Origin of the sequence: Streptomyces sp. TG1A-8, assembly GCF_030499535.1 — a bacterium.
GTDB lineage: Bacteria > Actinomycetota > Actinomycetes > Streptomycetales > Streptomycetaceae > Streptomyces.
Map to the genome: position 1 here is coordinate 2,128,614 of NZ_JASTLB010000001.1, position 22,863 is coordinate 2,151,476.

24 protein-coding genes and 1 riboswitch are annotated in these 22,863 nt (G+C 72.8%); of the genes, 4 read left to right on the plus strand and 20 right to left on the minus strand.

Features of this window, described 5'->3' with window-relative positions:
• Positions 1-19: 19 nt before the first annotated feature.
• From QQY24_RS08760 to QQY24_RS08770, 3 genes are all read left to right on the plus strand, one after another.
• Positions 20-427: a VOC family protein gene (locus tag QQY24_RS08760; RefSeq protein WP_301972108.1), complete on the plus strand. Its 408-nt coding sequence runs from the start codon at positions 20-22 to the stop codon at positions 425-427.
• A 37-nt stretch (positions 428-464) separates the two neighbouring features.
• Positions 465-1,613, plus strand: a complete 1,149-nt coding sequence (locus tag QQY24_RS08765; protein WP_301972109.1) for an LOG family protein — start codon at positions 465-467, stop codon at positions 1,611-1,613.
• A 150-nt stretch (positions 1,614-1,763) separates the two neighbouring features.
• Positions 1,764-2,429: an LAETG motif-containing sortase-dependent surface protein gene (locus QQY24_RS08770; protein ID WP_301972110.1), complete on the plus strand. Its 666-nt coding sequence runs from the start codon at positions 1,764-1,766 to the stop codon at positions 2,427-2,429.
• A gap of 127 nt (positions 2,430-2,556) precedes the next feature.
• Here QQY24_RS08770 and QQY24_RS08775 read toward each other — a convergent pair whose 3' ends face one another.
• The 9 genes from QQY24_RS08775 to rpsB all read right to left on the minus strand — a co-directional run bounded on the left by QQY24_RS08775 (position 2,557) and on the right by rpsB (position 12,502).
• Positions 2,557-3,579 (minus strand): ABC transporter ATP-binding protein, encoded by a 1,023-nt coding sequence (locus QQY24_RS08775; RefSeq protein WP_301972111.1) that lies wholly within the window; start codon positions 3,577-3,579, stop codon positions 2,557-2,559.
• Positions 3,579-5,180 carry an iron ABC transporter permease gene (locus QQY24_RS08780; protein ID WP_301972112.1) on the minus strand — a complete coding sequence of 534 codons (1,602 nt, stop codon included), beginning with the start codon at positions 5,178-5,180 and terminating at the stop codon, positions 3,579-3,581. The genes QQY24_RS08775 and QQY24_RS08780 overlap by 1 nt, the downstream gene beginning before the upstream one ends.
• Before the next feature lie 68 nt (positions 5,181-5,248).
• The gene (locus tag QQY24_RS08785) at positions 5,249-6,331 is read right to left on the minus strand and encodes a thiamine ABC transporter substrate binding subunit (RefSeq protein ID WP_301972113.1); all 1,083 of its coding nucleotides are present in this window, start codon (positions 6,329-6,331) and stop codon (positions 5,249-5,251) included.
• Positions 6,332-6,408: 77 nt separating this feature from the next.
• Positions 6,409-6,515: riboswitch (TPP riboswitch) on the minus strand.
• Positions 6,516-6,557: 42 nt separating this feature from the next.
• A complete protein-coding gene (gene rlmN, locus QQY24_RS08790; RefSeq protein WP_301972114.1) occupies positions 6,558-7,664 on the minus strand; it encodes a 23S rRNA (adenine(2503)-C(2))-methyltransferase RlmN in 1,107 nt (368 codons plus the stop codon).
• Between the two features lie 108 nt (positions 7,665-7,772).
• Positions 7,773-8,924, minus strand: a complete 1,152-nt coding sequence (locus tag QQY24_RS08795) for a phosphatidate cytidylyltransferase (RefSeq protein WP_301972115.1) — start codon at positions 8,922-8,924, stop codon at positions 7,773-7,775.
• The gene (gene frr / locus QQY24_RS08800) at positions 8,924-9,481 is read right to left on the minus strand and encodes a ribosome recycling factor (RefSeq protein WP_301972116.1); all 558 of its coding nucleotides are present in this window, start codon (positions 9,479-9,481) and stop codon (positions 8,924-8,926) included. Before frr ends, QQY24_RS08795 begins: the two co-directional genes overlap by 1 nt.
• Positions 9,482-9,663: 182 nt before the next feature.
• The gene (pyrH, locus tag QQY24_RS08805; RefSeq protein ID WP_301972117.1) at positions 9,664-10,422 is read right to left on the minus strand and encodes a UMP kinase; all 759 of its coding nucleotides are present in this window, start codon (positions 10,420-10,422) and stop codon (positions 9,664-9,666) included.
• Positions 10,423-10,613: 191 nt separating this feature from the next.
• Positions 10,614-11,450 (minus strand): translation elongation factor Ts, encoded by an 837-nt coding sequence (gene tsf / locus QQY24_RS08810; RefSeq protein ID WP_301972118.1) that lies wholly within the window; start codon positions 11,448-11,450, stop codon positions 10,614-10,616.
• 155 nt (positions 11,451-11,605) lie between these two features.
• Entirely contained in the window at positions 11,606-12,502 is an 897-nt protein-coding gene (gene rpsB / locus QQY24_RS08815) for a 30S ribosomal protein S2 (RefSeq protein WP_301972119.1), read from the minus strand.
• A gap of 273 nt (positions 12,503-12,775) precedes the next feature.
• Here rpsB and QQY24_RS08820 point away from each other — a divergent pair, with 273 nt between their 5' ends.
• The gene (locus tag QQY24_RS08820) at positions 12,776-13,408 is read left to right on the plus strand and encodes a murein hydrolase activator EnvC (RefSeq protein ID WP_301972120.1); all 633 of its coding nucleotides are present in this window, start codon (positions 12,776-12,778) and stop codon (positions 13,406-13,408) included.
• On the opposite strand, the gene QQY24_RS08825 is transcribed toward QQY24_RS08820, so the two are convergent.
• From QQY24_RS08825 to lepB (QQY24_RS08875), 11 genes are all read right to left on the minus strand, one after another.
• Positions 13,398-13,955, minus strand: a complete 558-nt coding sequence (locus QQY24_RS08825; protein ID WP_301976183.1) for a TetR/AcrR family transcriptional regulator — start codon at positions 13,953-13,955, stop codon at positions 13,398-13,400. The two genes, QQY24_RS08820 and QQY24_RS08825, sit on opposite strands and share 11 nt — an antisense overlap.
• 84 nt (positions 13,956-14,039) lie before the next feature.
• Positions 14,040-14,882 (minus strand): RNA polymerase sigma factor WhiG, encoded by an 843-nt coding sequence (whiG, locus tag QQY24_RS08830; protein WP_301972121.1) that lies wholly within the window; start codon positions 14,880-14,882, stop codon positions 14,040-14,042.
• A 341-nt stretch (positions 14,883-15,223) separates the two neighbouring features.
• Positions 15,224-16,384, minus strand: coding sequence for a DNA-processing protein DprA (gene dprA, locus QQY24_RS08835; RefSeq protein ID WP_301972122.1), 1,161 nt, complete (start codon positions 16,382-16,384; stop codon positions 15,224-15,226).
• A complete protein-coding gene (locus tag QQY24_RS08840) occupies positions 16,381-18,006 on the minus strand; it encodes a YifB family Mg chelatase-like AAA ATPase (protein ID WP_301972123.1) in 1,626 nt (541 codons plus the stop codon). The genes dprA and QQY24_RS08840 overlap by 4 nt, the downstream gene beginning before the upstream one ends.
• Position 18,007: 1 nt before the next feature.
• A complete protein-coding gene (locus QQY24_RS08845) occupies positions 18,008-18,403 on the minus strand; it encodes a YraN family protein (RefSeq protein WP_301972124.1) in 396 nt (131 codons plus the stop codon).
• Between the two features lie 76 nt (positions 18,404-18,479).
• Positions 18,480-18,788 (minus strand): DUF2469 domain-containing protein, encoded by a 309-nt coding sequence (locus tag QQY24_RS08850; protein WP_069765426.1) that lies wholly within the window; start codon positions 18,786-18,788, stop codon positions 18,480-18,482.
• A 56-nt stretch (positions 18,789-18,844) separates the two neighbouring features.
• Entirely contained in the window at positions 18,845-19,378 is a 534-nt protein-coding gene (locus QQY24_RS08855; protein WP_301972125.1) for an NUDIX hydrolase, read from the minus strand.
• On the minus strand, positions 19,368-20,087 hold the full coding sequence (gene lepB / locus QQY24_RS08860) for a signal peptidase I (RefSeq protein ID WP_301972126.1): 720 nt from the start codon (positions 20,085-20,087) through the stop codon (positions 19,368-19,370). Before lepB (QQY24_RS08860) ends, QQY24_RS08855 begins: the two co-directional genes overlap by 11 nt.
• Before the next feature lie 68 nt (positions 20,088-20,155).
• The gene (lepB, locus tag QQY24_RS08865) at positions 20,156-21,088 is read right to left on the minus strand and encodes a signal peptidase I (RefSeq protein ID WP_301972127.1); all 933 of its coding nucleotides are present in this window, start codon (positions 21,086-21,088) and stop codon (positions 20,156-20,158) included.
• Positions 21,018-22,130, minus strand: coding sequence for a signal peptidase I (gene lepB / locus QQY24_RS08870; RefSeq protein ID WP_301972128.1), 1,113 nt, complete (start codon positions 22,128-22,130; stop codon positions 21,018-21,020). The genes lepB (QQY24_RS08865) and lepB (QQY24_RS08870) overlap by 71 nt, the downstream gene beginning before the upstream one ends.
• Positions 22,123-22,818, minus strand: coding sequence for a signal peptidase I (lepB, locus tag QQY24_RS08875; RefSeq protein WP_301972129.1), 696 nt, complete (start codon positions 22,816-22,818; stop codon positions 22,123-22,125). Before lepB (QQY24_RS08875) ends, lepB (QQY24_RS08870) begins: the two co-directional genes overlap by 8 nt.
• Positions 22,819-22,863 lie beyond the last annotated feature (45 nt).

Sequence of the window (22,863 nt, forward strand, 5' to 3'; positions counted from 1 at the left end):
GATCCGAGGGAGAGACCCCATGTACCAGCAGATGATCTTCGTGAACCTGGTCACCCAGGACGTCCCGGCCACGAAGAAGTTCTTCACGGAGCTGGGCTACCGCATCAACCCGCAGTTCAGCAACGACGACTGCGCCTGCGTCGAGATCAGCGACACCATCATCGCGATGCTGATGACGAGGCAGCACTACTCCCGGTTCACCCACAAGGAGATCGTCGACTCCGCCGAGGCCAGCGAGGTGCTGCTGTGCCTGAGCGCCGAGAGTCGCGAGAAGGTGGACGAACTGGTGGAGAAGGCGATCGCGGCCGGCGGCAGCGCCCACGGCGAGCCCCAGGACCACGGGTTCATGTACGGCCGCGCCTTCGACGACCTCGACGGCCACACCTGGGAGATCGCGTGGATGGACCCGGCCGCGGTCCGGGGCTGACCCCCGCGGGCCGAACGTCCGTGCCTAGCATGGGCGGGTGCATCCGACACCCGCCCGGCCCCACCGGGCCGCCCACGACCGTGAGATCGAGTCCCTCGCCGAGTTCGACGAGGTCGCCCGGCAGGGCTCACTGGCCCAGTACCGCGTGCAGGCCGTCGATCTGACGGCCCGTACGCAGGAGTTGCTCGCCCTCGACACGACGGGTGCCGTGTTCCTCGGCTGCCCGATGGACCCCGAGGCCGCCGCGCACGTCCGGTCGGCCGGGGCCCTGGTGTTCCCGCCGGTCCCGGGTCTGCCCTTCGACCCGTACCGGGGTTTCGTCTACACGCCCGGCGAACTGTTCGAGTCGCTCGACGAGGACTACGGGGCGACGCCGGACGCGCGGGCCTACGCCTGGTTCCGGCGGACCAGGGCCGACGGCGACGTGTTCGCCTCGATGCTGCGCGCGATCCACGACGACGCCGTCTCCGACGCCCTGGACGAACTCCTCGCCAACGCCCGGGTGGTGGGCGTCATGGGCGGCCACGCGATGGCCCGCGGCACGGCCGAGTACGCCGGCGCCGCCCGGCTGGGCCGCGACCTGACGCGCGCCGGGTTCACGGTCGCCACCGGCGGCGGGCCGGGCGCGATGGAGGCGGCGAACCTCGGCGCGTACGCCGCCCCCTTCGAGGACGGCATGCTGGACGACGCGCTGCGGCTGCTCGCCAAGGCGCCCTCGTTCCGGCCCTCCGTCACCGACTGGGCGCGCGCCGCCTTCGAGGTGCGCGAACGCTGGCCCGGCGGCGGGGAGTCGGTGGGCATCCCCACCTGGTTCTACGGCCACGAACCGCCGAACGCCTTCGCCGCGCACCTCGCCAAGTACTTCGCCAACGCCACCCGCGAGGACGGCCTGCTGGCCCGCTCCACCGCCGGGGTGATATTCCTGCCGGGCGCCGCCGGCACCGTGCAGGAGATCTTCGACAACGCCACGCCGAACTACTACGAGTCGCGGGGCGAGCCCACGCCCATGGTGCTCGTGGACGAGGAGCACTGGACGCGGCGGCTGCCCGCCTGGCCCCTGCTGGGGGCGCTGGCGCGGGAACGGTCGATGGAGTCCCGTATCGCCCTGGTCGACCGGATCGAGCAGGCCCCGGACGCGATCAAACGTCTCGGCGGTTCATGCGGAAGCAAAGCCAACAACCGTTGACGGCATACGCGTTGACACTTCCGCCGGGGCGCTTATAGACCTTTGAGTCCTCGGGGGCGCCGGGGCCCGTCCCGGACCCTGCTCCGGACACCGTCCCGGCTCCCCGTTCCACCCCCCTCAGTCATGCATCCGCAAAGGACAAACGTGTCCATGAATCGCCGTGACGTACGTCGTTCCGTGCGTCTTCTGGGTGTTGCCTCCGCTTCGGCCGCGCTGGCGCTCGGCGCCGCCGGGACCGCGCTCGCGTGCAACATCGACGAGTTCTCCGCCGCAGCCGCTTGCCACGGCGGCGACGGCGTCATCGTCGTCACCGACAAGGACGCCTCCGGCACCCCGGCCACCATCACCGTGTTCCGGAAGAACGACGGTGGCGTCGAGAAGCAGGTGGGCGAGCCGCAGGGCATCAAGGGTTCCGAGGAGGGCACCACGGTGACCTTCCCGGAGGACTGGAAGCCCGACGCCACCTACCGCATCCACGTCAAGGCCGGCGACATCGTCGACGCGGACATCGAGCAGGACCTGGTGACCCCGGCCACGGCCTGCGCGAAGGAGGAGTCCCCGGCCCCGACGCCCTCCCCGTCCGCCCCGTCCGCCGGGGCCTCGGCCCCGGCCCCGGCGGCCTCCGGGAGCAGCTCCGCCCCGGCGGGCACCTCGGACAACGCGCCCTCCCCGGCGGCCGGTGACTCGAACCTCGCCGAGACCGGCGCGAACTCCGACATCGGCCTGATCGCCGGCATCGCCGGCGTGCTGGTCGTCGTCGGCGGCGGCGCGGTCTTCCTCGGCATGCGCCGCCGCGGGACCGGCAGCGGTCGCTGACGCCTCGCTGCGCCCCCCCGCCCGACGTCCGCCGCGGCCCGCCCCTCGTCCCGGTGCCCCCGGGGGCGGGCCGCGGTGGTGTGCCGTACGCGGGCGGGGGCGGGGGCCGCCCGGGAGGCCGCGCCGGTCAGTCCAGCACGACGACGTCGCCCACGTCGAACGCGACGTCCACGCCGGCCCCGGTCTCCGGCGCGTCCCCGAGCGTGCAGGCCGCCTCCAGGTGCGGGCCGCCGTCATGGGGCCGGAGGCGGACGGCCACGTGGGTGCCCCTGAAGGTACGGGCCGTCACCGTGCAGGGCAGGCCCTGGCCGGCCGGCACCAGCCGTACTCCGGCGGGCCGGACCAGCAGCGGACGGCTGCCCTGCGGGGAACCGCCGGGCACCGGCAGCTTGCCCCACGGGGTGTCCGCGGCCGTGCCGGCGACGTTCGCCGCGACCACGTTGTCGAAGCCGAGGAAACGGGCCACGAACTCGTCCGCCGGGCGCTGCCACACCTCCAGGGGCGTGCCGGACTGGGCGATCCGCCCCTCCCGCATCACCACCACCCGGTCGGCCAGGGCGAACGCCTCGCCCTGGTCGTGCGTGACGGCGAGCACGGTGGTGCCCAGCCGGCCGAACAGCTCGCGGAGTTCGACCACCAGCCGCTCCCGCAGCGAGCGGTCGAGCTGGCCCAGCGGCTCGTCCAGCATCAGCAGCCGCGGCCGGGGCGCGAGCGCCCGGGCGAGGGCCACCCGCTGCTGCTCGCCGCCGGACAGCGCGGCCACGGCGCGCCGGGCGGCGCCGGGCAGCCCGACCAGCTCCAGCAGCCGGCCGGTCTCCGCGTCCCGTTCGTCCCTCGGCACCCCGCGCATCCGCAGCCCGAACGCCACGTTGCCCCCCACGTCCCGCTGCGGGAAGAGCTGGTGGTCCTGGAACATCAGCCCCACCTCCCGCCGGTGCGCGGGCACGCCCGCCTGGTCCCGGCCGTCCAGCAGCACCCGCCCGCGCTCCAGCGGCTGGAGTCCGGCCACCACCCTGAGCAGGGTCGACTTGCCACTGCCGCTGGGCCCGAGCACGCACACCACCTCGTGCTCGGCCACGTCGAGGCCGACCGCGTCGAGCGCGGGCCGTCCGCCGAACCGCACGGTCGCCGCCTCCAGGCTCAGCAGCATCAGAACTCCCCCGCCCGGTCGGTGCGCAGCCGCTCCAGGACGAGCAGGGCGAGCGCGCACACCACCATGAGGATCGTGGACAGGGCCATCGCCTGCCCGTAGTTGAGGTCCCCGGGCCGGCTCAGCAGCCGGGCCACGGCGACCGGGAGCGTCGGGTCGTCCGGGCGCGCGATGAACACCGTCGCCCCGAACTCGCCGAGGGAGACGGCGAACGCGAACCCGGCCGCGACCAGCAGCGCCCTGCGCACCAGCGGCAGGTCGACCTCCCGCCACACCCGCCGGGGCGACGCCCCGAGCACGGCCGCCGCCTCCCGCAGCCGCCCGTCCACCGCCCGCAGCACGGGCAGCATGGTCCGCACCACGAAGGGGACACCGACCAGCGCCTGGGCGAGCGGGACGAGGACCCACGACTGGCGCAGGTCCAGCGGCGGCCTGTCCAGCGCGATCAGGAAGCCGAAGCCGACGGTCACGGCGGAGACGCCGAGCGGCAGCATCAGCAGCGCGTCGAAGCCGCGCACCAGCCGTCCGGCGTCCCGGCGGGCCAGTGCGGCGGCGGCGAGGCCGCCGATCAGCACGGCGATGGCCGTGGCGGCGGCGGCGTACTGGAGCGAGGTCCACACGGCGTGCAGCGGAGCCACCAGGAAGGTGCCGCCGTCGGTGCGCGTCAGCGCCCGGTAGTAGCCGAAGCCGGACGCGTCGAGGGAGCGCCCGACGAGCACGGCCAGCGGCAGCACCAGCAGCAGCGCGACGGTGGCGAGGACCGAGACGAGCAGCGTCCACTGTCCGGCCCCGCGCGGCCGGCGCGCGGTCACCGAGGCGTCGACCAGGTGCAGCGCGCTCTCGCGCCGGCGGACGGTCCGGGCGTGCACGACCAGGACGGCGCCCACCGCGGCGAACTGCACGACGGTGAGCACCGCGGCCGTGGTCAGGTCGAAGACCTCGGAGGTCTGCCGGTAGATCTCCACTTCGAGCGTGGCGAAGGTGGGGCCGCCGAGGATCTGCACCACGCCGAAGGAGGTGAAGGTGAACAGGAAGACCATCAGTGCGGCGGCGGCCACGGCGGGCGCCAGGGCGGGCAGGACCACCTGCCGCCAGGCCTTGGCCGCGGACGCGCCGAGCATCCGGGCGGCCTCCTCCTGCCGGGGGTCGAGCTGGGCCCACAGCCCGCCGACGGTGCGGACGACGACCGCGTAGTTGAAGAAGACGTGGGCCAGCAGGATCGCCCACACCGTGGTGTCCAGCCGTACCCCCCACAGCTCGTCCAGCAGCCCGCCGCGCCCGACCAGGGCCAGGAAGGCGGTGCCGACGACGACGGTCGGCAGCACGAACGGGACCGTGACGACGGCCCGCAGCAGTTGTCTGCCGGGGAAGTCGAGGCGGGCGAAGACGTAGGCGGCGGGCAGGGCGGCCAGCAGGGTGAGGGCGGTGGAGGCGAGCGCCTGCCAGCCGGTGAACCACAGCACGTGCCGGATGTCCGGCCGGGTGACCACGTCCGCCATCCGCCCGAACTGCCAGGCGCCGTCGGCCCTCAGCCCGCGTGCCACGATCGCGGCCACGGGCCAGGCGAAGAACACCGCGAAGAACGCGACGGGCGGGGCCATGAGGCCGAGCCGCGCCGCGCTCCCCGTGCGGCCGCCCCTGCGGGGGGCCGCGCCGGGCGCCGCTCCGGCTACTTCAGTACGAGCGACGTCCACGACTTGACCCACTGATCGCGGTTGGCGGCGATGGTGCCGGGGGACATGGTCTCGGGGTCCTCGGCGGCGGGCCCGTACCGCGTGAAGTCGGCGGGCACCGCGGTGCCCTCCACCACCGGGTAGACGAACATGTTCAGCGGCATGTCCCGCTGGAACTCCCCGGACAGCAGGAAGTCGAGGAACGCCTTGCCGCCCTTGGGGTTCCCCGCGTGGCTCAGCAGCCCGGCGAACTCGACCTGCCGGAAGCAGGTGCCGGCCGCCACGCCGGTCGGGGCGGTGCGGGGCCGCTTCGCGGCGTAGATCACCTCGGCGGGCGGGGAGGAGGCGTACGACACCACCAGCGGCCGGTCGCCGCCGGCCTTGCGGCCTCCGGCCGAGCCGGAGAACTCCTGGTCGTAGGCCTGTTCCCAGCCGTCGACCACTTTGACGCCGTTGGCCTTGAGCTTCTGCCAGTACTCCGGCCAGCCGGTCCCGCCGAACCGTGCGGCGCTGCCGAGCAGGAAGCCGAGGCCGGGCGAGGAGGTGGCGGCGTTCTCGGTGACGAGGAGGTTCTTGTACGCGGGCTTCGCGAGGTCGGCGAAGGTCTGCGGCGGGGCCAGCTTGTGCTCGTTGAAGTACGCCTTGTCGTAGTTGACGCAGATGTCGCCGTAGTCGACGGGCGTGACGCGGTGCCGGGCCCGGTCGAGCTGGTAGGCGGCGCCGACCCGGTCGAGGCCCTTCGCCTCGTACGGCTGGAACAGGCCGTTGTCGAGGGCGCGGGACAGCAGTGTGTTGTCGACGCCGAAGAAGACGTCGCCCTGCGGGTGGTCCTTGGTCAGGATCGCCTTGTTGACGGCCTGCCCGGCGTCGCCGTCCTTCAGGACCCGGACCGTGTACCCGGACCGCTTCTCGAAGTCCTTGAGGACGCTCTTGGAGACGGCCCACGAGTCGTGGCTGACCAGGGTGACGGTCTTGGAACCGCCCGCTCCGCCGGCGTCCGCGCTGCCGCAGCCGGCCAGTGCCGGCAGCGCGATCAGCCCGAGCCCGGCGGCCACGGCCACGAAGGTCTTGGTGTGCACTGGATGTCCTCCTGGGGTTGGCCAGGAAGAGACGCGGCCCCGTCCGGCCTCGGCGGAGGCCGGACGGGGCGCAACAGCTTGAGTGGTGACCGAACTTCCTACCCAGAATGACCTGGGCGAGGTTCAGAGGGTCTGCGGCCGGTTGCCGCACTCTCAGCGCTGTGGCGCTCCCCTGTCGGAATATGCAGATGTACGGCTGGTATGAAGTTGTGGTGACGGGCTCAGGTTACCGCTCGGTGGCCGCCAGCTGACCACAGGCCCCGTCGATCTCCTGTCCCCGGGTGTCCCGGATGGTCACCGGCACCCCGTGGGCCGCGACGGCCTCCACGAACGCCTTCTCGTCCTCGGGCCGCGAGGCGGTCCACCGGGAGCCCGGCGTCGGGTTGAGCGGGATGAGGTTGACGTGCACGGGCCTGCCCCTGAGCAGTCGTCCGAGCCGGTCGCCGCGCCAGGCCTGGTCGTTGATGTCCCGAATGAGCGCGTACTCGATCGACAGCCGGCGGCCCGTCTTCTCCGCGTACTCGAAGCCGGCGTCGAGCACCTCGCGCACCTTCCACCGCGTGTTCACGGGGACGAGGGTGTCGCGCAGCTCGTCGTCGGGGGCGTGCAGGGAGATCGCCAGCCGGCACTTGAAGCCCTCGTCGGCGAAGCGGTGGATGGCCGGCACCAGTCCGACGGTGGAGACCGTGATCCCGCGCTGCGACAGCCCGAGCCCGTCCGGCGCGGGATCGGTGAGCGCCCGGACGGCACCGACGACGCGCTTGTAGTTGGCGAGCGGCTCGCCCATCCCCATGAAGACGATGTTGGACAGCCGCGCCGGGCCGCCGGGCACCTCGCCGTCGCGCAGCGCCCGCATCCCGTCCACGATCTGGTGGACGATCTCGGCGGTGGACAGGTTCCGGTCCAGGCCCGCCTGTCCGGTGGCGCAGAAGGGGCAGTTCATCCCGCACCCGGCCTGCGAGCTGATGCACATGGTCACCCGGTCCGGGTAGCGCATCAGCACCGACTCCACGAGCGTGCCGTCGAACAGCCGCCACAGCGTCTTGCGCGTGGTGCCCTGGTCGGTCGACAGGTGCCGCACGACGGTCATCAGCTCGGGGAACAGCGCCTCCTGGAGCTTGCCGCGCGACCCGGCGGGGATGTCGGTCCACTGCTCGGGGTCGTGCGCGTACCGCGCGAAGTAGTGCTGCGAGAGCTGCTTGGCACGGAACGGCTTCTCACCGATCCCGGCCACGGCGTCCTTGCGCTCGGCGGGCGTGAGGTCGGCGAGGTGCCGCGGCGGCTTCTTGGCTCCGCGCGGGGCGACGAAAGTGAGTTCTCCGGGCTTGGGCATGGTGCTCCCAGTGTCGCAGATCGAATCGCGGGCCCGTGCGGGCCGGCCACGGCAGCGGGCCCCGCCCTGCCGAGCAGGAGGGGGCCCGCAAGCCGTGGCGCGCGCGGCTCAGGCGGAGCCGACGAACACGACCATCAGCAGCCACACCACCGGGGCCGTCGGCAGCAGGGAGTCCAGGCGGTCCATGATGCCGCCGTGACCGGGGAGCAGGGCGCCCATGTCCTTGATGCCCAGGTCCCGCTTGATCATGGACTCGCCCAGGTCGCCCAGCGTGGCACTGGCCGCGACCGCCAGGCCCAGCAGCAGTCCCTGCCACCAGGCGCCGTCGTCGATCAGGAACTGCATGCACAGCGCCCCCGCGACCGTGGCGAACAGCACCGCGCCGAGCAGGCCCTCGCGGGTCTTGCCGGGACTGATGCGCGGGGCCAGCTTGTTCCGGCCGAAGCGCCAGCCGACGGCGTAGGCGCCGGTGTCACTGACGACCGTCAGGACCAGGAAGGTCAGGACACGCCGGGGACCGTCGTCGGCGGTGAGCAGCAGCGCGACGAACGTGGCCAGGAAGGGCACGTAGAAGGCCGCGAACAGGCCCGCGGTGACGTCCTTGAGGTAGCCCTCCGGCGGTTCCGTCATCCGCCAGACCAGCACGGCCAGCGCGGTCAGCGCCATGGCGACCCAGGCGCCCTCGGCACCGCGGACGTACCCGGCGACCACCATCGCCGCACCGCCGACGGCGAGCGGCACCAGCGGCGCCTTGATGCCCTTGCGCTCCTGCAGCCTGCTGGTCAGCTCCCACAGGCCCACGACCACGGCGACCGCGATGACGCCGACGAACACGGCCTTGACGACGAACAGGGACGCGATGATCACCACACCGAGCCCGGCGCCGACACCTATGGCCGCGCCCAGGTCACGGCCCGCGCTCTTCTTCTGCGGCGCGGGGGCCGGCTGCGGGGCGTCGGACATGGGCTCCGGATTCTGCCTCTGGGCTCGGTACGTCTGGGCTCGGAACGTCCCGTCGCGGAACGCCTGGTCCGGGTACGGGGGGCCACCCGGGCGAGCCGCCCCCCGGCCGCCGTCCCGGTCCGCGCCGTACGGAGGCGCGTCGGACACGACGGGCATGGGGCGGGTCTGCTGCGGCGCCTCAGGCGCATCGTACGCGGGACCCGCCGGGGCGGCCCCCTGGACGGGCCCGCGTTGCGCGGGCCCCCAGTACCCGGCCTGCCCGGCGGGCGGTGGCGCTCCCCAGGAAGAGTCGCTCATCAGACTTCGAGCAGCTCCGCTTCCTTGTGCTTCAGGAGCTCGTCCACCTGGGCGACGTACTTCGCCGTGGTGTCGTCCAGCTCCTTCTCCGCGCGGCGGCCCTCGTCCTCGCCGACCTCGCCGTCCTTGATCAGCTTGTCGATCGCGTCCTTGGCCTTGCGGCGCACCGAGCGGATGGAGACCTTGGCGTCCTCACCCTTGCCCTTGGCGACCTTGATGTACTCGCGGCGGCGCTCCTCGGTCAGCTCGGGGAACACCACCCGGATGATGTTGCCGTCGTTGCTGGGGTTGACGCCCAGGTCGGAATCGCGGATCGCCTGCTCGATGTTGCGCAGCGCGCTCTTGTCGAACGGGGTCACGACCGCCATGCGCGGCTCCGGCACGGAGAACGAGGCCAGCTGGTTGATCGGCGTCGGGGCGCCGTAGTAGTCGGCCACGATCTTGTTGAACATCGCCGGGTGCGCACGGCCGGTGCGGATCGCGGCGAGGTCCTCCTTGGCGACCACGACGGCCTTCTCCATCTTCTCCTCGGCCTCGAGGAGGGTCTCTTCGATCACCACTTGCTCCTGCGTGTCTTGAGTAAGGCCCGGCTGCGGTTCCTGTGTCGGGCGGCGGCCGGCTGCGTCGCGTCCTCTTCCTGCACGGTTCCCGACCGGCAGGACATTGTCCATCCCCCGGCCGGGGCGCGTCCCGTCCGTCCCCGGGCGGGTGGCGCACCCCGGGCGCCGGGGTGTGCCGGTCAGTCCCGGCTGCCCTGGTCGCCCACGAGCGTGCCGATCTTCTCACCCTTGACGGCCCGCGCGATATTGCCCTCCGCGAGCAGCTCGAACACGACGATCGGCAGCTTGTTGTCGCGGCACAGCGTAATGGCGGTGGCGTCGGCGACCTTGAGGTCGCGGGTGATGACCTCGCCGTAGCCGAGGGCGTCGAACCTGACGGCGTCCGGGTTGGTCCTGGGGTCGGAGTCGTAGACCCCGTCCACGCCGTTCTTGCCCATGAGCAGCGCCTCGGCGTCGATCTCCAGGGCGCGCTGGGCGGCGGTGGTGTCGGTGGAGAAGTACGGCATGCCCATACCGGCGCCGAAGATGACCACACGGCCCTTCTCCAGGTGGCGCACGGCGCGCAGCGGGATGTACGGCTCGGCGACCTGGCCCATGGTGATGGCGGTCTGCACCCGGCTGTCGATGCCCTCCTTCTCCAGGAAGTCCTGGAGGGCCAGGCAGTTCATCACGGTGCCGAGCATGCCCATGTAGTCGGAGCGGGCACGGTCCATGCCGCGCTGCTGGAGTTCGGCGCCGCGGAAGAAGTTGCCGCCGCCGATGACGACCGCGATCTGCGCGCCGTCGCGGACGACGGCCGCGATCTCACGGGCGATCTTGTGCACCACGTCCGGGTCCACGCCCAGGCCCCCACCGCCGGAGAAGGCCTCTCCGGACAGCTTCAGCAGAAACCGGCCGCGTACTTTGCCGTCGTCGCTCTTCTGGGCCTTGGTGGTCATGGGGATCCCGCCTCTTTCACCTGTTGCACACACGAAGAAGGCCATTGCCGGTGGGGTCGCTTTTCGCTCCCATGCGCGGCAATGGCCTCCTCGTCAGATCTGCTGCCGTCCGCCACGTGCCCGGGTGCGGCGGTGTGCGCGGACGACTGCTGTCGACCCTATCGGGGTCGCGCGTCGATCGCGGTACGGACTCAGATGCCGACCTTGATGCGCGAGAAGCGCTTCAGGGTGACACCGGCCTCTTCCAGGACCTTCTGGACCGACTTCTTGTTGTCGAGCGCGTACGGCTGGCCGAGCAGCGTGGCGTCCTTGAAGAAGCCGTTGAGACGACCCTCGACGATCTTGGCGATCGCGGCCTCGGGCTTGCCCTCGGCGCGGGTGGTCTCCTCGGCGATGCGACGCTCGGACTCGACGACCTCGGCCGGGACGTCCTCCTTGGAGAGGTACTTCGGCGCGAAGGCGGCGATGTGCTGGGCGACGCCCTTGGCGACCTCGGCGTTCGGCTTGTCGAGCTCGACGAGGACACCGATCTGCGGGGGCAGGTCGGGCATCGTGCGGTGCATGTAGGCGGTGACGAAGCCGTCGGAGAACTGCGCGAAGCGGTCCAGGACGATCTTCTCGCCGAGGTTGGCGTTGGCCTCGTCCACGAACGCCTGGACGGTCTTGCCGGCCTCGATCTCGGAGGCGAGCAGCGCCTCCAGGTCGGCCGGGGAGGTCTTGGCGACGTGCTCGGCGATGGCGTTGGCCACGGCCTGGAACTTGTCACCCTTGGCGACGAAGTCCGTCTCGCACTTCAGCTCGACCAGGACGCCGGAGGAGTTGTCGTCGGCGATGATCGAGACCACGGCGCCGTTCTCGGCGGAGCGGCCCTCGCGCTTGGCGACGCCCTTCTGGCCCTTGATGCGCAGCGCCTCGACGGCCTTCTCGACGTTGCCCTCGGCCTCGTCCAGCGCCTTCTTGCAGTCCATCATGCCGGCGCCGGTCAGCTCACGGAGCTTCTTGACGTCGGCGGCGGTGTAGTTCGCCATGAGTCTGTGAGTCTTTCTCGGAAGTCTTGGGAGATCAAGGATCCGCACGGTCCGCGTCCGCGGTCCGCGTGCGGTCGCGGACCGCGGACGCGGTGCCAACCTGCGGGTGGACGGCGGGGGCGGACTTCATGCCGCCCCCGCCGTCGACGCTGGCGTCAGGCCTGCTCGCCCTCGGCGGCCGGGGCCTCGGCGGCGGGGGCCTCGGTGGCGGGGGCCTCGGTGGCGGCGTCGGCGGGCTTCTCGGCCTCGTCGGCCGGCTTCTCGCCCTCGTCGGCCTTCTTCTCGCCCTCGAGCAGGTCGCGCTCCCACTCGGCGAGCGGCTCGCCCGCGGCCTTCTCGCCCTTGTCACCGGTGGCGACGCCGGAACGGGCGATGAGGCCCTCGGCGACGGCGTCGGCGATCACGCGGGTGAGCAGGGTGACGGAGCGGATCGCGTCGTCGTTGCCCGGGATCTTGTAGTCGACCTCGTCGGGGTCGCAGTTGGTGTCGAGGATCGCGACGACCGGAATGTTCAGCTTCCGGGCCTCACCGACGGCGATGTGCTCCTTCTTGGTGTCCACGATCCAGACGGCGCTGGGCACCTTCTGCATCTCGCGGATACCACCGAGGGTCTTCTCCAGCTTCGCCTTCTCGCGGGAGAGGACCAGCAGCTCCTTCTTGGTCAGACCGGAGGCGGCGACGTCCTCGAAGTCGATCTGCTCCAGCTCCTTGAGGCGCTGCAGACGCTTGTAGACGGTCGAGAAGTTGGTGAGCATGCCGCCCAGCCAGCGCTGGTTGACGTAGGGCATGCCGACGCGGGTGGCCTGCTCGGCGATGGCCTCCTGCGCCTGCTTCTTCGTGCCGACGAACATGACCGTGCCGCCGTGGGCGACGGTCTCCTTGACGAACTCGTAGGCGCGGTCGATGTACGACAGCGACTGGAGCAGGTCGATGATGTAGATGCCGTTGCGCTCCGTGAAGATGAAGCGCTTCATCTTCGGGTTCCAGCGACGGGTTTGGTGACCGAAGTGGACGCCGCTCTCCAGCAGCTCCCGCATCGTGACGACGGCCATGGCCGTATCTCCTCGAGTTTCTCGGTTGTGCCGCGCCCGCCGGACGGCGGACGCGCCTGACGCCCGCGGTGCGCCGTTGCCGCGAAGGACCGAGGGGCGCTGATACGAACCGTTTCCGGACCTCGTACCGGGGCGTGCGAAGTCGACCCGGTGACCCGGATCGCCAGAAGAAGTGTACGGGACCGGCGGGGCGGTGGGTGACGCCGCTGTCCACAACCGGGCGGTGGTCCACAGTTCCCGGCCAGGACCGGCGGGGTGCGGGACGGTTCTCCCATGCGACGAGTGAAGCGACGAGTGAAGCGGCGGACGACGCCGGTACCGGCGCTCCGGGCGGCCCCGCTCCTGGCCGCGGCGGTGGCCCTGCTCACCCCGCCGGCCCGGGCACAGCCGCCTCCCCCGGCGCCCCCGCCGCCCCCGCGGGCACCGGTTCCGGCCGTTGCCCGCGCCTGGCCGGTGGGCGTCCGCCCGACGGTGGTACGGGGCTGGGAACCCCCGGCGACGGCGTACGGTCCCGGCCACCGCGGCGTGGACCTGGACGCCGCGCCGGGTACGCCCGTACGGGCGGTGGCGGCGGGCCGGGTGGCCTACGCGGGCCGGGTGGCCGGGCGGGGCGTGGTCTCGGTGGAACTGGCGGGAACGGACCTGCGGACCACGTACGAACCGGTGCTCCCGTCGGTGGAGAAGGGGGAGCGGGTGGCGGCGGGCGAGGTGGTGGGGACGGTGGAGCGGACCGGCCCGCACTGCCGGGCGACGTGCGTCCACTGGGGGCTGCTGCGCGGCGGGGCCTACCTGGACCCCCTGTCCCTGCTCCCGTCCCGGCTGCTGCGCCGGGGCCCGTCGAGGCTGCTCCCGGTGCTCGGGGTCCCGGTCCCCGCCCGGCCGCCGCGGGGCGGGGTCAGCCCCTGACGCCCCGCAGGACCATGGCCACGGCGCAGTCCGTCACCACGGAGGGGTCCTCGGCGGCCCCCAGTTCGATGCGGCGCACCGCCGCGTCCACGATCCCCTGGAGCAGTATCGCCGCCAGCCGGGGCTGCCCGTGCCCCAGCTCCCCCAGCGCCTCGACGACCATCGCCACGAGCCCCCCGTGGGCCGCCCGGATCCTCTCGCGCGCCCCGGCGTCCAGCTCGCTCGCGGAGATCGCGACCACGGCCCGGTGGCGCCGGTCGCCCACCAGTGCCAGCTGCTGCCGCACGTATGCCTCGACCTTGCCCTCGGGGGACCCGGCCCGCTCCATCGCCGACTCGACCTCCGCCGCCCACACGGGGAAGTCGGCCTCGCACAGCTCCTCGACCACGGCGGCCCGCGAGCGGAAGTACTCGTACACGGACGACCGGGCCAGCCCCGTGCGCTCGGCCAGCGCGGGGAAGGTCAGCGCCTCCGTCCCGCCCTCGGACAGCAGGGCACGAGCCGCGTCCAGCAGGGCGGCTCGCTGCATCGACCGGTGCTCGGCCACGGAGGCCGCTCGAATCCTTGGCACGCCGACCACTTTACGGACACCCCGCCCCGGCCGGGAGCCACTCGCCCTGTGACGCCGCCTTCAGCGGCCGAAGCTCGCCAGTTTGGCGCGCAACTGCAGCACCGACTTGGTATGGATCTGGCTGACCCGGCTCTCGGTCACTCCGAGCACGTTGCCGATCTCGGCGAGGGTGAGGCCCTCGTAGTAGTAGAGCGTGACGACGGTCTTCTCCCGTTCGGGCAGCGTGTTGATCGCCCGCGCCAGGAACCTGCGCAGCTCCCGGTCCTCGGCCACCTCCACGGGGTTGTCGGCGGCGGTGTCCTCCAGCGTGTCCATGAGGCTCAGCCGGTCACCGCCCTCGCCGCCGACGTGCAGCAGCTCCTCCAGGGCGACCACGTTGGCCAGCGACAACTGGCTGAACACGGCATGCAGGTCGTCGACCCGCATGCCCAGCTCGGCGGCGACCTCACCTTCCGTCGGGGTGCGCCGCAGCCGCGCCTCCAGCGTGGCGTAGGCCCGCTCGACGTTGCGCGCCTTCTGCCGCACCGACCTCGGGATCCAGTCCAGCGCCCGCAGCTCGTCGATCATCGCGCCCCGGATCCGGGTGATCGCGTACGTCTCGAACTTGATCTCCCGGTCGATGTCGAACTTCTCGATCGCGTCGATCAGCCCGAACACCCCGGAGGACACGAAGTCGGCCTGTTCCACGTTGGGCGGCAGTCCGACGCTCACCCGGCCGGCCACGTACTTGACGAGCGGCGAGTAGTGCAGGATCAGCTGCTCCCGCAGCCGGTCGTCCCCCGTCGCCTTGTACGACCGCCACAGCTCGTCGAGCGTCGAGGGAGCGGGCGGCCGCACGCTGCCACCGTCGCGGGCGGCTGGGGGGATCGCCGCCCGGTCGGACCCGGAGGTGTGCTGGGGCATTCGTCGCCTTGTGCCGTTCTGCCGTGAAGTGTCGTGAACTGCCGTGAGGTGGGGCGTACGGAGGGAGGTGGGGTGCCGTGGGAGGCGGTGGGGTGTCGGGGCCGGCTGGGTGGGCTGTCGGTTCGGTGCCGGGTTGGCGCGGTCTGCGCCACGGCCCTCGTGAGCGTAGCGTGACTGGGCAGTCGCGGTGTGCGAACGACGAGGCTCCACCCTTGCGCGGGTCTCGCCGTCCTGCCGCACGGCGGCGGCCGGCTCCCTGTGCCGCGCGACCGGGTCAAGACGCCAACTCCGGGAACTGGCAAGGGCGTCGGGGCCTCCCCCGGACGGCCGAACACGGTCGGTCAGGACGTACCGCGGCCGGTGCGGACCGAGGTCAGCGCCTGGCGTGTCAACTTCCAGCCGTCGCCGTGTCGTTCGACATACCCGAGCGCCCGGAGCTCGTACAGCCTCGCGATCGCGTCGTCCCGCGTGGTCCGGGCGTCGCGCGCGATCTCGTCCACGTCGGCGGCACGGCCTCCGGGCAGGGCGGCCAGGACCTGCCGGGCGGCGGGGTGCAGCAGGTCCAGCGGGAGGACGGGGCCGCGCCGGGGCGGGGCGAGCTCACCGATGTCGCCCACGAGTTCCACGACCTCGGCGGCGTCGGTGACCAGGAGGGCCTCCGCGCGCAGCAGTTCGTGCACGCCGGCGGAGAGCGCGCTGGTGACCGGTCCCGGCACGCCCATGGTGAACCGGCCCAGCCGCCGGGCGGCCCGCGCGGTGGCCAGCGAACCGCTGCGGCACGCGGCCTCCACGACGACGGTGCCCCTGGTCAGGGCGGCGATCACCCGGTTGCGCAGGATGAACCTGCTCGGTGTCGGGTGATCGCCGGGCGGCAGCTCGCCGACGACGAGTCCCTGTTCCGCGATCCTGTTGATCAGTGCGGTGTGGCCGCGCGGGTAGGGCCGGTCGACCCCGCAGGCCAGGACGGCGACGGTGGCTCCGCCCGCGGCCAGCGCGCCCCGGTGGGCGGCGCCGTCGATGCCGTACGCGCCGCCGGACACGACCACCCAGCCCCGCTCGGCGAGCCCCGAGGCAAGGGAGGCGGCCACGTGCGCGCCGTACTCGGTGCAGGCGCGCGCGCCCACCACGGCGACGGAGCGGAGCGCCCACATCCGCAGGCCGGGCCTCCCCCGCACCCACAGCCCCGTGGGCCGGCCGTCCCCCAGGTCGTCGAGTTGCCCGGGCCACTCGGCGTCCCCCGGGCACACGAACCGCGTCCCGGCCTCCCGCGCGGCGTCGAGGTCCCGCTCCGGCTCGGCCCGCCCGGCCCGCGCGACGAGCCCGGCCCACCGCTCGGCACTCACCCCCGGCAGCGCCGGCGCACCCGTCCGCAGCCTGCGCACCACCTCCTCCACCCCGAGCTCCCGCACCCAGCGCCCACCGACCTCGTCCCCGGGTTCGATCACCCGGGCGAGGAACACCCGCCCGAGCAGGTCCTCGCGCGTGCCGCTGCCGGCGCTCACGCGGATGCCCCGAGGGCCATGGGCACGCCCCGCGGGACGCCGGTGCGCAACTGCAGGGCCAGGGCGACGTCCGTGGCGTCCGGGCGGTCGTGGCCCACGAGGTCCGCGACCGTCCAGGCGACGCGGAGCACCCGGTCGATCCCGCGGGCCGTGAGCACGCCCCGCTCCAGGCTGCGTTCGGCCTCGTCCATCGCGCCGGGGGCGGCGTGGAAGCGGCTGCGCAGTTCCCGGCCGGGCACTTCGCCGTTGGTGCGCCAGACGGATCCGGCGAGGCGGGCGGCGGCCCGCTCCCGGGCCGCGCGCACCCGGTCGGCGACGGTCGCGGTGGACTCGCCGCGGGTGCCCGGTTCCGTGAGCTGGGCGCGGGTGACCGGGTCGATCCCGACGCGCAGGTCGACCCGGTCCAGCAGCGGTCCGGACAGCCGGGACTGGTAGCGGCGGATCGCCGACGGAGGGCAGTCGCACAGGGCGTCCCGCTGCGAGAAGCGTCCGCAGGGGCACGGATTGGCCGCCAGGACCATCAGGAACCTCGCCGGGAACCGGACCACCCCCGCACTGCGGGCGATCACCACGTGCCCGGACTCCAGGGGCTGCCGCAGGGCGTCCAGGGTCCGGCTGTGGAACTCGGGGGCCTCGTCCAGGAACAGCACGCCCCGGTGGGCCAGGGACACGGCGCCCGGCCTGGCGACGCCCGGTCCGCCGCCGACGAGCGACTGCAGCGTCGCCGAGTGGTGCGGGGCGCAGTAGGGCGCGACGTCGATGAGCGGCCTGCCCGGCGGGAGCAGTCCCGCCACCGAATGGACCGCGGTGACCTCCAGGGACTCCTGCCGGGTGAGCCGGGGAAGCACGGCGGGCAGCCGCTCGGCGAGCATGGTCTTGCCCGCGCCCGGCGGTCCTTCCAGGAACAGGTGGTGTCCGCCGGCGGCGGCCACCTCCACGGCGGTGCGCGCCGGGGTCTGGCCCACGACGTCGGCCAGGTCGTGGTCCAGGTCCTGCTGGGCCGCGCCGACGCCGCGCATGCCGGTGGCCGCGCCGCTGCCGGGCATGCGCAGGCCGGCCAGCAGGGGATCGGGGCGTCCCCGCTCCTGCGGTTCCTCCTCGGGCACGGGCTCGTCGGCGAGCACGGCGATCAGTTGCCGCAGGCTGCGGACACCGAGCACCGACACGCCGGGTACCAGCGAGGCCTCGGCGGCGGCGCACTCCGGTACGACCACCTGGTCGTAGCCCGCGTCCGCGGCGGCGAGCACGGCGGGCAGGATGCCCCGCACCGGCCGCACCCGGCCGTCGAGGCCCAGTTCCCCGATCATGACGATGTCGGCGAGGACCCGGGGGTCGATCCGCTCGGCGGCGCCGAGCACCGCGCAGGCGACGGCCAGGTCGAAGCCGGAACCGGCCTTGGGGACCGACGCGGGGCTGAGTCCGACGGTGAGCTTCTTCTGCGGCCACTCGCCGCCGGAGTTCACCACCGCCGCCCGGACCCGGTCCCGGCTCTCCGTCAGGCTCTTGTCGGGGAGGCCGACCAGGGTGAAGGCCGCCACTCCGGGTTCGAGGTCGGCCTGGACCTCGACGACCACGCCCTCGACGCCGACCGGGGCGACGGAGCAGGTGCGGGCGAATCCCATCTCAGGCCACCCCCCGCGCGTGCTCGACGCGAGGGGCGCCCCGACGGGGCACGAGGACGCCCACGAGATCGATGCGGACGCCCCCCGGCGGGGCCCCGCCGTGCGCCTGGACCCAGCGCTCGGCCAGGTCCAGCAGCCGCCGGGCCTTCTCGGGCGTGACGGCGGCCATCGGGTGCTGGAAACCGCCGTCCCTGCGGGTCTTCACCTCGCAGACGACCAGGGTGCTCCCGTCCCGGGCCACGATGTCGATCTCACCGGACCGCCCGCAGCGCCAGTTGCGCTGCAGGATCGTCAGACCGGCCCGCGCCAGCCGCCGCGCGGCCAGGTCCTCGCCGTACCTGCCCAGTTCACTGCGTGCCTTGCTCATGTCGGCACCACCTCCGGCGCCCACGGTCACGCATTCCGGCCCAAGGTGTTGATCTTGGTGGATCACCCGGCGGTTGTGGACAACCCCGTCACCCGGACGGGGGCGGTCAGCCGCCCGGCAGCTCCAGGTCGTTCTTGTTCAGCTCCTCGATGTTCACGTCTTTGAACGTCAGCACGCGGACCTGCTTGACAAAGCGGGCCGGTCGGTACATGTCCCAGACCCAGGCGTCCGCCATGGACACCTCGAAGAACACCTCACCCTGGACCGAGTGCACCTGCATCTCGTAGTCGTTGGTGAGGTAGAAGCGCCGCTCGGTCTCGATCACGTATTTGAACAGACCGACGACATCTCGGTACTCCCGGTAGAGCTTCAGCTCCATCTCGGTCTCGTACTTCTCGAGGTCCTCGGCGCTCATGGCATGTTCCCCTTCAGCCGTGCGGTCCCACCATTGTGCGCCAGTCCGACGAGCCCTCAGACGATTTCCGTGTCCAGGGTCACGGGCCTGGCGGGGGGACCTTCGTCGAGCAGCGTGCGCAGCAGCCCGGCGAGTCTGGTCGGATACACCGTCTCACGTGCCCGGGCCAGTTCCCGACACGTCCACCAGCGCGCTCCGGCGACAGTGCGCCGCTCCAGCTCCGTCAGGCCCAGGGTCCCGGTGGCCGTCCGGCTCGTCCGCGCCAGGTAGTACCACTCGTCCTGGTCCCAGCGGCGGCCCGCGAACGGGAAGGAGCACCGCCGGCGCCACAGCACGGGACCGAGTTCGACGTCGGTGATTCCGGTCTCCTCGGCGAGTTCCCGCAGTGCGGCCTCCTCGTGCGTCTCGGTCCCCTCCAGGCCGCCGCCGGGGGTGAACCACCAGTCGTCGGCCGGGTCGTCCGGCTCGTGGCCGTGCAGGAGGAGGATGCGGTCCTCTGGGTCGAGCAGGACCACCCGGGCCACCTTGCGCAGGCCGCCTCCGTGCGCGTCCCCGGCCGGCCCCGCGGGTTCAGCGGGTTCAGCGGACACCGACGGGCTCCGGCCGGGGGCGGGAGCGGCCCAGGCGCTTGGCGACCGGGCCGTACGCGCCGCCGCCGAGGACCAGCACGGCACCGGCGACGATCATCAGCTCGATGGTGCCCAGCGGGCCCGGCCGGGAGAGGGGGCCCAGGGTCTCGAAGCCGGTGGGGCGCCCGAGCATGCCCTTCACGGGCCAGACGACGGCGTCGACGCGGGCGGACACCGCCGAGCGGGCGACCGTGCCGCCGGCCGCGTCGGTCAGGTGGGCGGTGGAGTCCAGGGAGCCCTGGCGCTCGTCGCCGAGGAGGAACAGCCGGCCCTCGGGGACGGTCACCGCCGGGATCCTCCTGGTCTCGGCCGGGGAGCCCTCGGGGAGGTACGGCTCGTCGATCCGCTTGCCGTTGACGGTCAGCTTGCCGTCCGTGCAGCAGGAGACGGTGTCCCCGCCGACGGCGACGACCCGCTTGACCACGTCGGCGTTGGCGACCCAGTTCTCGTCGCGGAAGACGACCACGTCACCGCGCCGGATGTCGCCGCCGTCGACGCGCTGGGCGAGCACCCGGTCACCGGCGCCGATCGTCGGGGTCATCGAGCTGGTCGGCACGGTGTACGGGCGGTACACCACCGCTCCCCACACGAATCCGCCGAGGAACAGCACGAGGCCCAGTGCCACGGCCAGCCCGGACAGGCGCTGGCCGATCCCGCTCTCACCACTCATGGCCCCGGACCCTACCCGGCGGTACCGGGGCTTGCCCACCCTGCCCGGCGGAGCGGGAGGGCCCGGCCTCAGCGCGCCCCGGTCCGCGTCGCCCGCCTGCGCCGCCACGCCGCCACCGGCAGCACCGGCAGCACGGCCGCCACCGCCGTGCCCTCCGGGGCCACCGTGAGGGACTGCGCGGCCGGGGACCGCTGTCCGAGGCCGGTCTGGTCGAAGGTGTCCGGGACCGGCAGGGTGTCCCAGCGGTTGATCGGCCAGGCCTTGACGATGGCGCGGCCGACGACCTTGTCGACGGGGACCATGCCGTGGTGCTCGTCGGACTGGTTGTAGCGCGAGTCACGGGAGTTCTGGCGGTGGTCGCCCATCACCCAGATGTAGCCCCGGGGGACCTTCACCTTGAACTGGCCGCCCTGGTCGTCCTGGCTGCACGGCGTGTTGCCGGGGTAGACGTACGGCTCGTCCAGCGCCTTGCCGTTGACGGTCAGCGGGCCGGTGCCCTGGCACTGGACGGTGTCGCCGCCGACGCCGATGACCCGCTTGATCAGGTCCTTCTCCTCGGCGGACGGCATCAGGCCGATCCAGCTGAGGACCTTCTGCACCGGGTTCGGATCGGGTGTCGGCTCGCCGGCCAGCCAGTTGTCCGGGTCGTGGAAGACGACGACCTCGCCGCGCCCGGGCTCGGAGCCGAACCACGGGGTCAGCTTGTCGACCAGGACGCGGTCACCCTGCTGGAGGGTGTTCTGCATGGAGTCGGACGGGATCGAGAACGCCTGCACCAGGAACGTCTTGATCAGCAGTGCCAGGACCAGCGCGACGCCGATCAGGATCGGCAGCTCCTTCCAGAAGGAGCGCGGCTGCCTCGGCGGGCGTGCGCCCTCGTCCGTGCCCCCGCCGCCGGTCCGGGGCACCTGCCCGTCCTCCGGCGCACCGTCACCGGCCGCCGGGGAGCCGGAGCCCCCGGACGTCACGGCGCCGTCCGAGGGGGATGCGCCCGCTTCCACGGGGTGCCCGCGGTGCTCCTCGCCGTCGTGTCCCGACCGTGCGCCAACCGCCACATCCCCCACGCCAACTCCTCACTCCGTGCCGCCGCCCGCGCCCTGTGCGGCGCAGGCCCACCACTCCCATAACGAGCGGGAGTTCCGCAGGGGTCGGGAGCTGGGTCATTCGGTTCCGATCGTCGGGGGCAACCCTATGCGACAGCCGCGACGCCGAGGCCGGCCCCGACACGGACTGGACAACGCTTGCGAAGGTTTTAGGTTCCCGCAGGCGCGTCCAGTGGGCGACCGGCCAGCCGATGAACATCGCCCGGCCGACCACCGAGTGCTCGGAGACCGTGCCGCCGTACGGCGTGTTCTGGTGGACCCGGGAGTCCGCGGAGTCGTCCCGGTGGTCGCCCATCACCCACAGGCGCCCTCGGGGGACGGTGACGTCGAAGGGGGTGGAGGAGGGGGCGTTCCCCGGGTACAGGTAGTCGCCCTCGGTCAGGGGTACGCCGTTGACGGTGACCCGGCCCTGTGCGTCGCAGCACTTGACGTGGTCCCCGCCGACGCCGATGACCCGCTTGATCAGGTCCTTCTCGTTGTCGGAGGGCAGCAGGCCGATGAAGGTGAGGCCTTCCTTGACCTGCTTGACGACGACGGGGTCGTGCTTCTCGGTGGTCTGCTCGCCGGCCAGCCAGCCGCCCGGGTCGTGGAAGACGACCACGTCCCCGCGGTGCGGCTCGGAGCCGAACCACGGGGTGAGCTTGTCGACCAGGACCCGGTCGCCGATCCGGATCGTCTGCTCCATGGAGCCCGACGGGATCACGAACGCCTGGACGAGGAAGGTCTTCAGGACCAGCGCGATGAGGACGGCGACACCGACCAGGAGGGGGATCTCCCGGACGGCCGAACGTCTGCGCTTGCGCTTGACCTTGCGCTGGAGCTTGCGGCGCTCCGCGCGCGTGCGGCCCCCGGCGGGCGCGGAGGTGCGGCGGGTACCGGTGGGCAGCGGGTCGTCCGCGCCGCCGCCGGACCCTCCGCGCGGTTTGCCGCGGTTACCCATGGGCGCCCCCCGGGGCGGGCACGCGCGCGTAGGCGGCGGGCCGCCGTACGTGCGTCCAGTGGGTGCGGGGCCACACGATCCAGTCGGCGCGGCCGATGACGTCGCCGACCGGGATCATGCCGCCGCCGGGCGAGCCGAGGTGGTCGCGGGAATCGCTGGAGTCGCCGCGGTGGTCGCCCAGGACGAACAGGCGGCCGGCGGGCACGACGACGTCGAAGGGCACGCTGGAGGGGGCGTCCCCGGGGTACAGGAACGCCGTCTCGTCGACGGACCGGCCGTTCACCCGGAGCCTCCCCTCCTCGTCGCAGCAGACCACGTGGTCCCCTCCCACCCCTACAACGCGCTTGATGTAGTCGGCGTCCCCGAAATACCCGGTTCCGTCGAAGACGACCACGTCGCCGCGGCGCGGCCGGGCACCGAAACGGTACGCCAACTTGTTGACGAGAACGCGGTCCCCGATCCTCAATCCCCGTTCCATGGATCCGCTCGGGATCTGGAACGGCTGCGCCACGAAGGTGCTGAGGAGCAGCAGGAACGCCAGGCAGACGAAGAGGGTGAGGGTGATCCTGCCGCCCGGCAGCCAGTCGGCGGCCCGTGACACCAACGACGAACGCGACCGTCCCTCCGGTCCCGGGGTGTCCGGGCGGGAGGAGCGGTCGCGTTGCGTCGGCTGCGCTTCGGTGTCCATCGGAGAGGGATGCTATCCCGCCCCGCCACGGACTCCGGAAGGCGC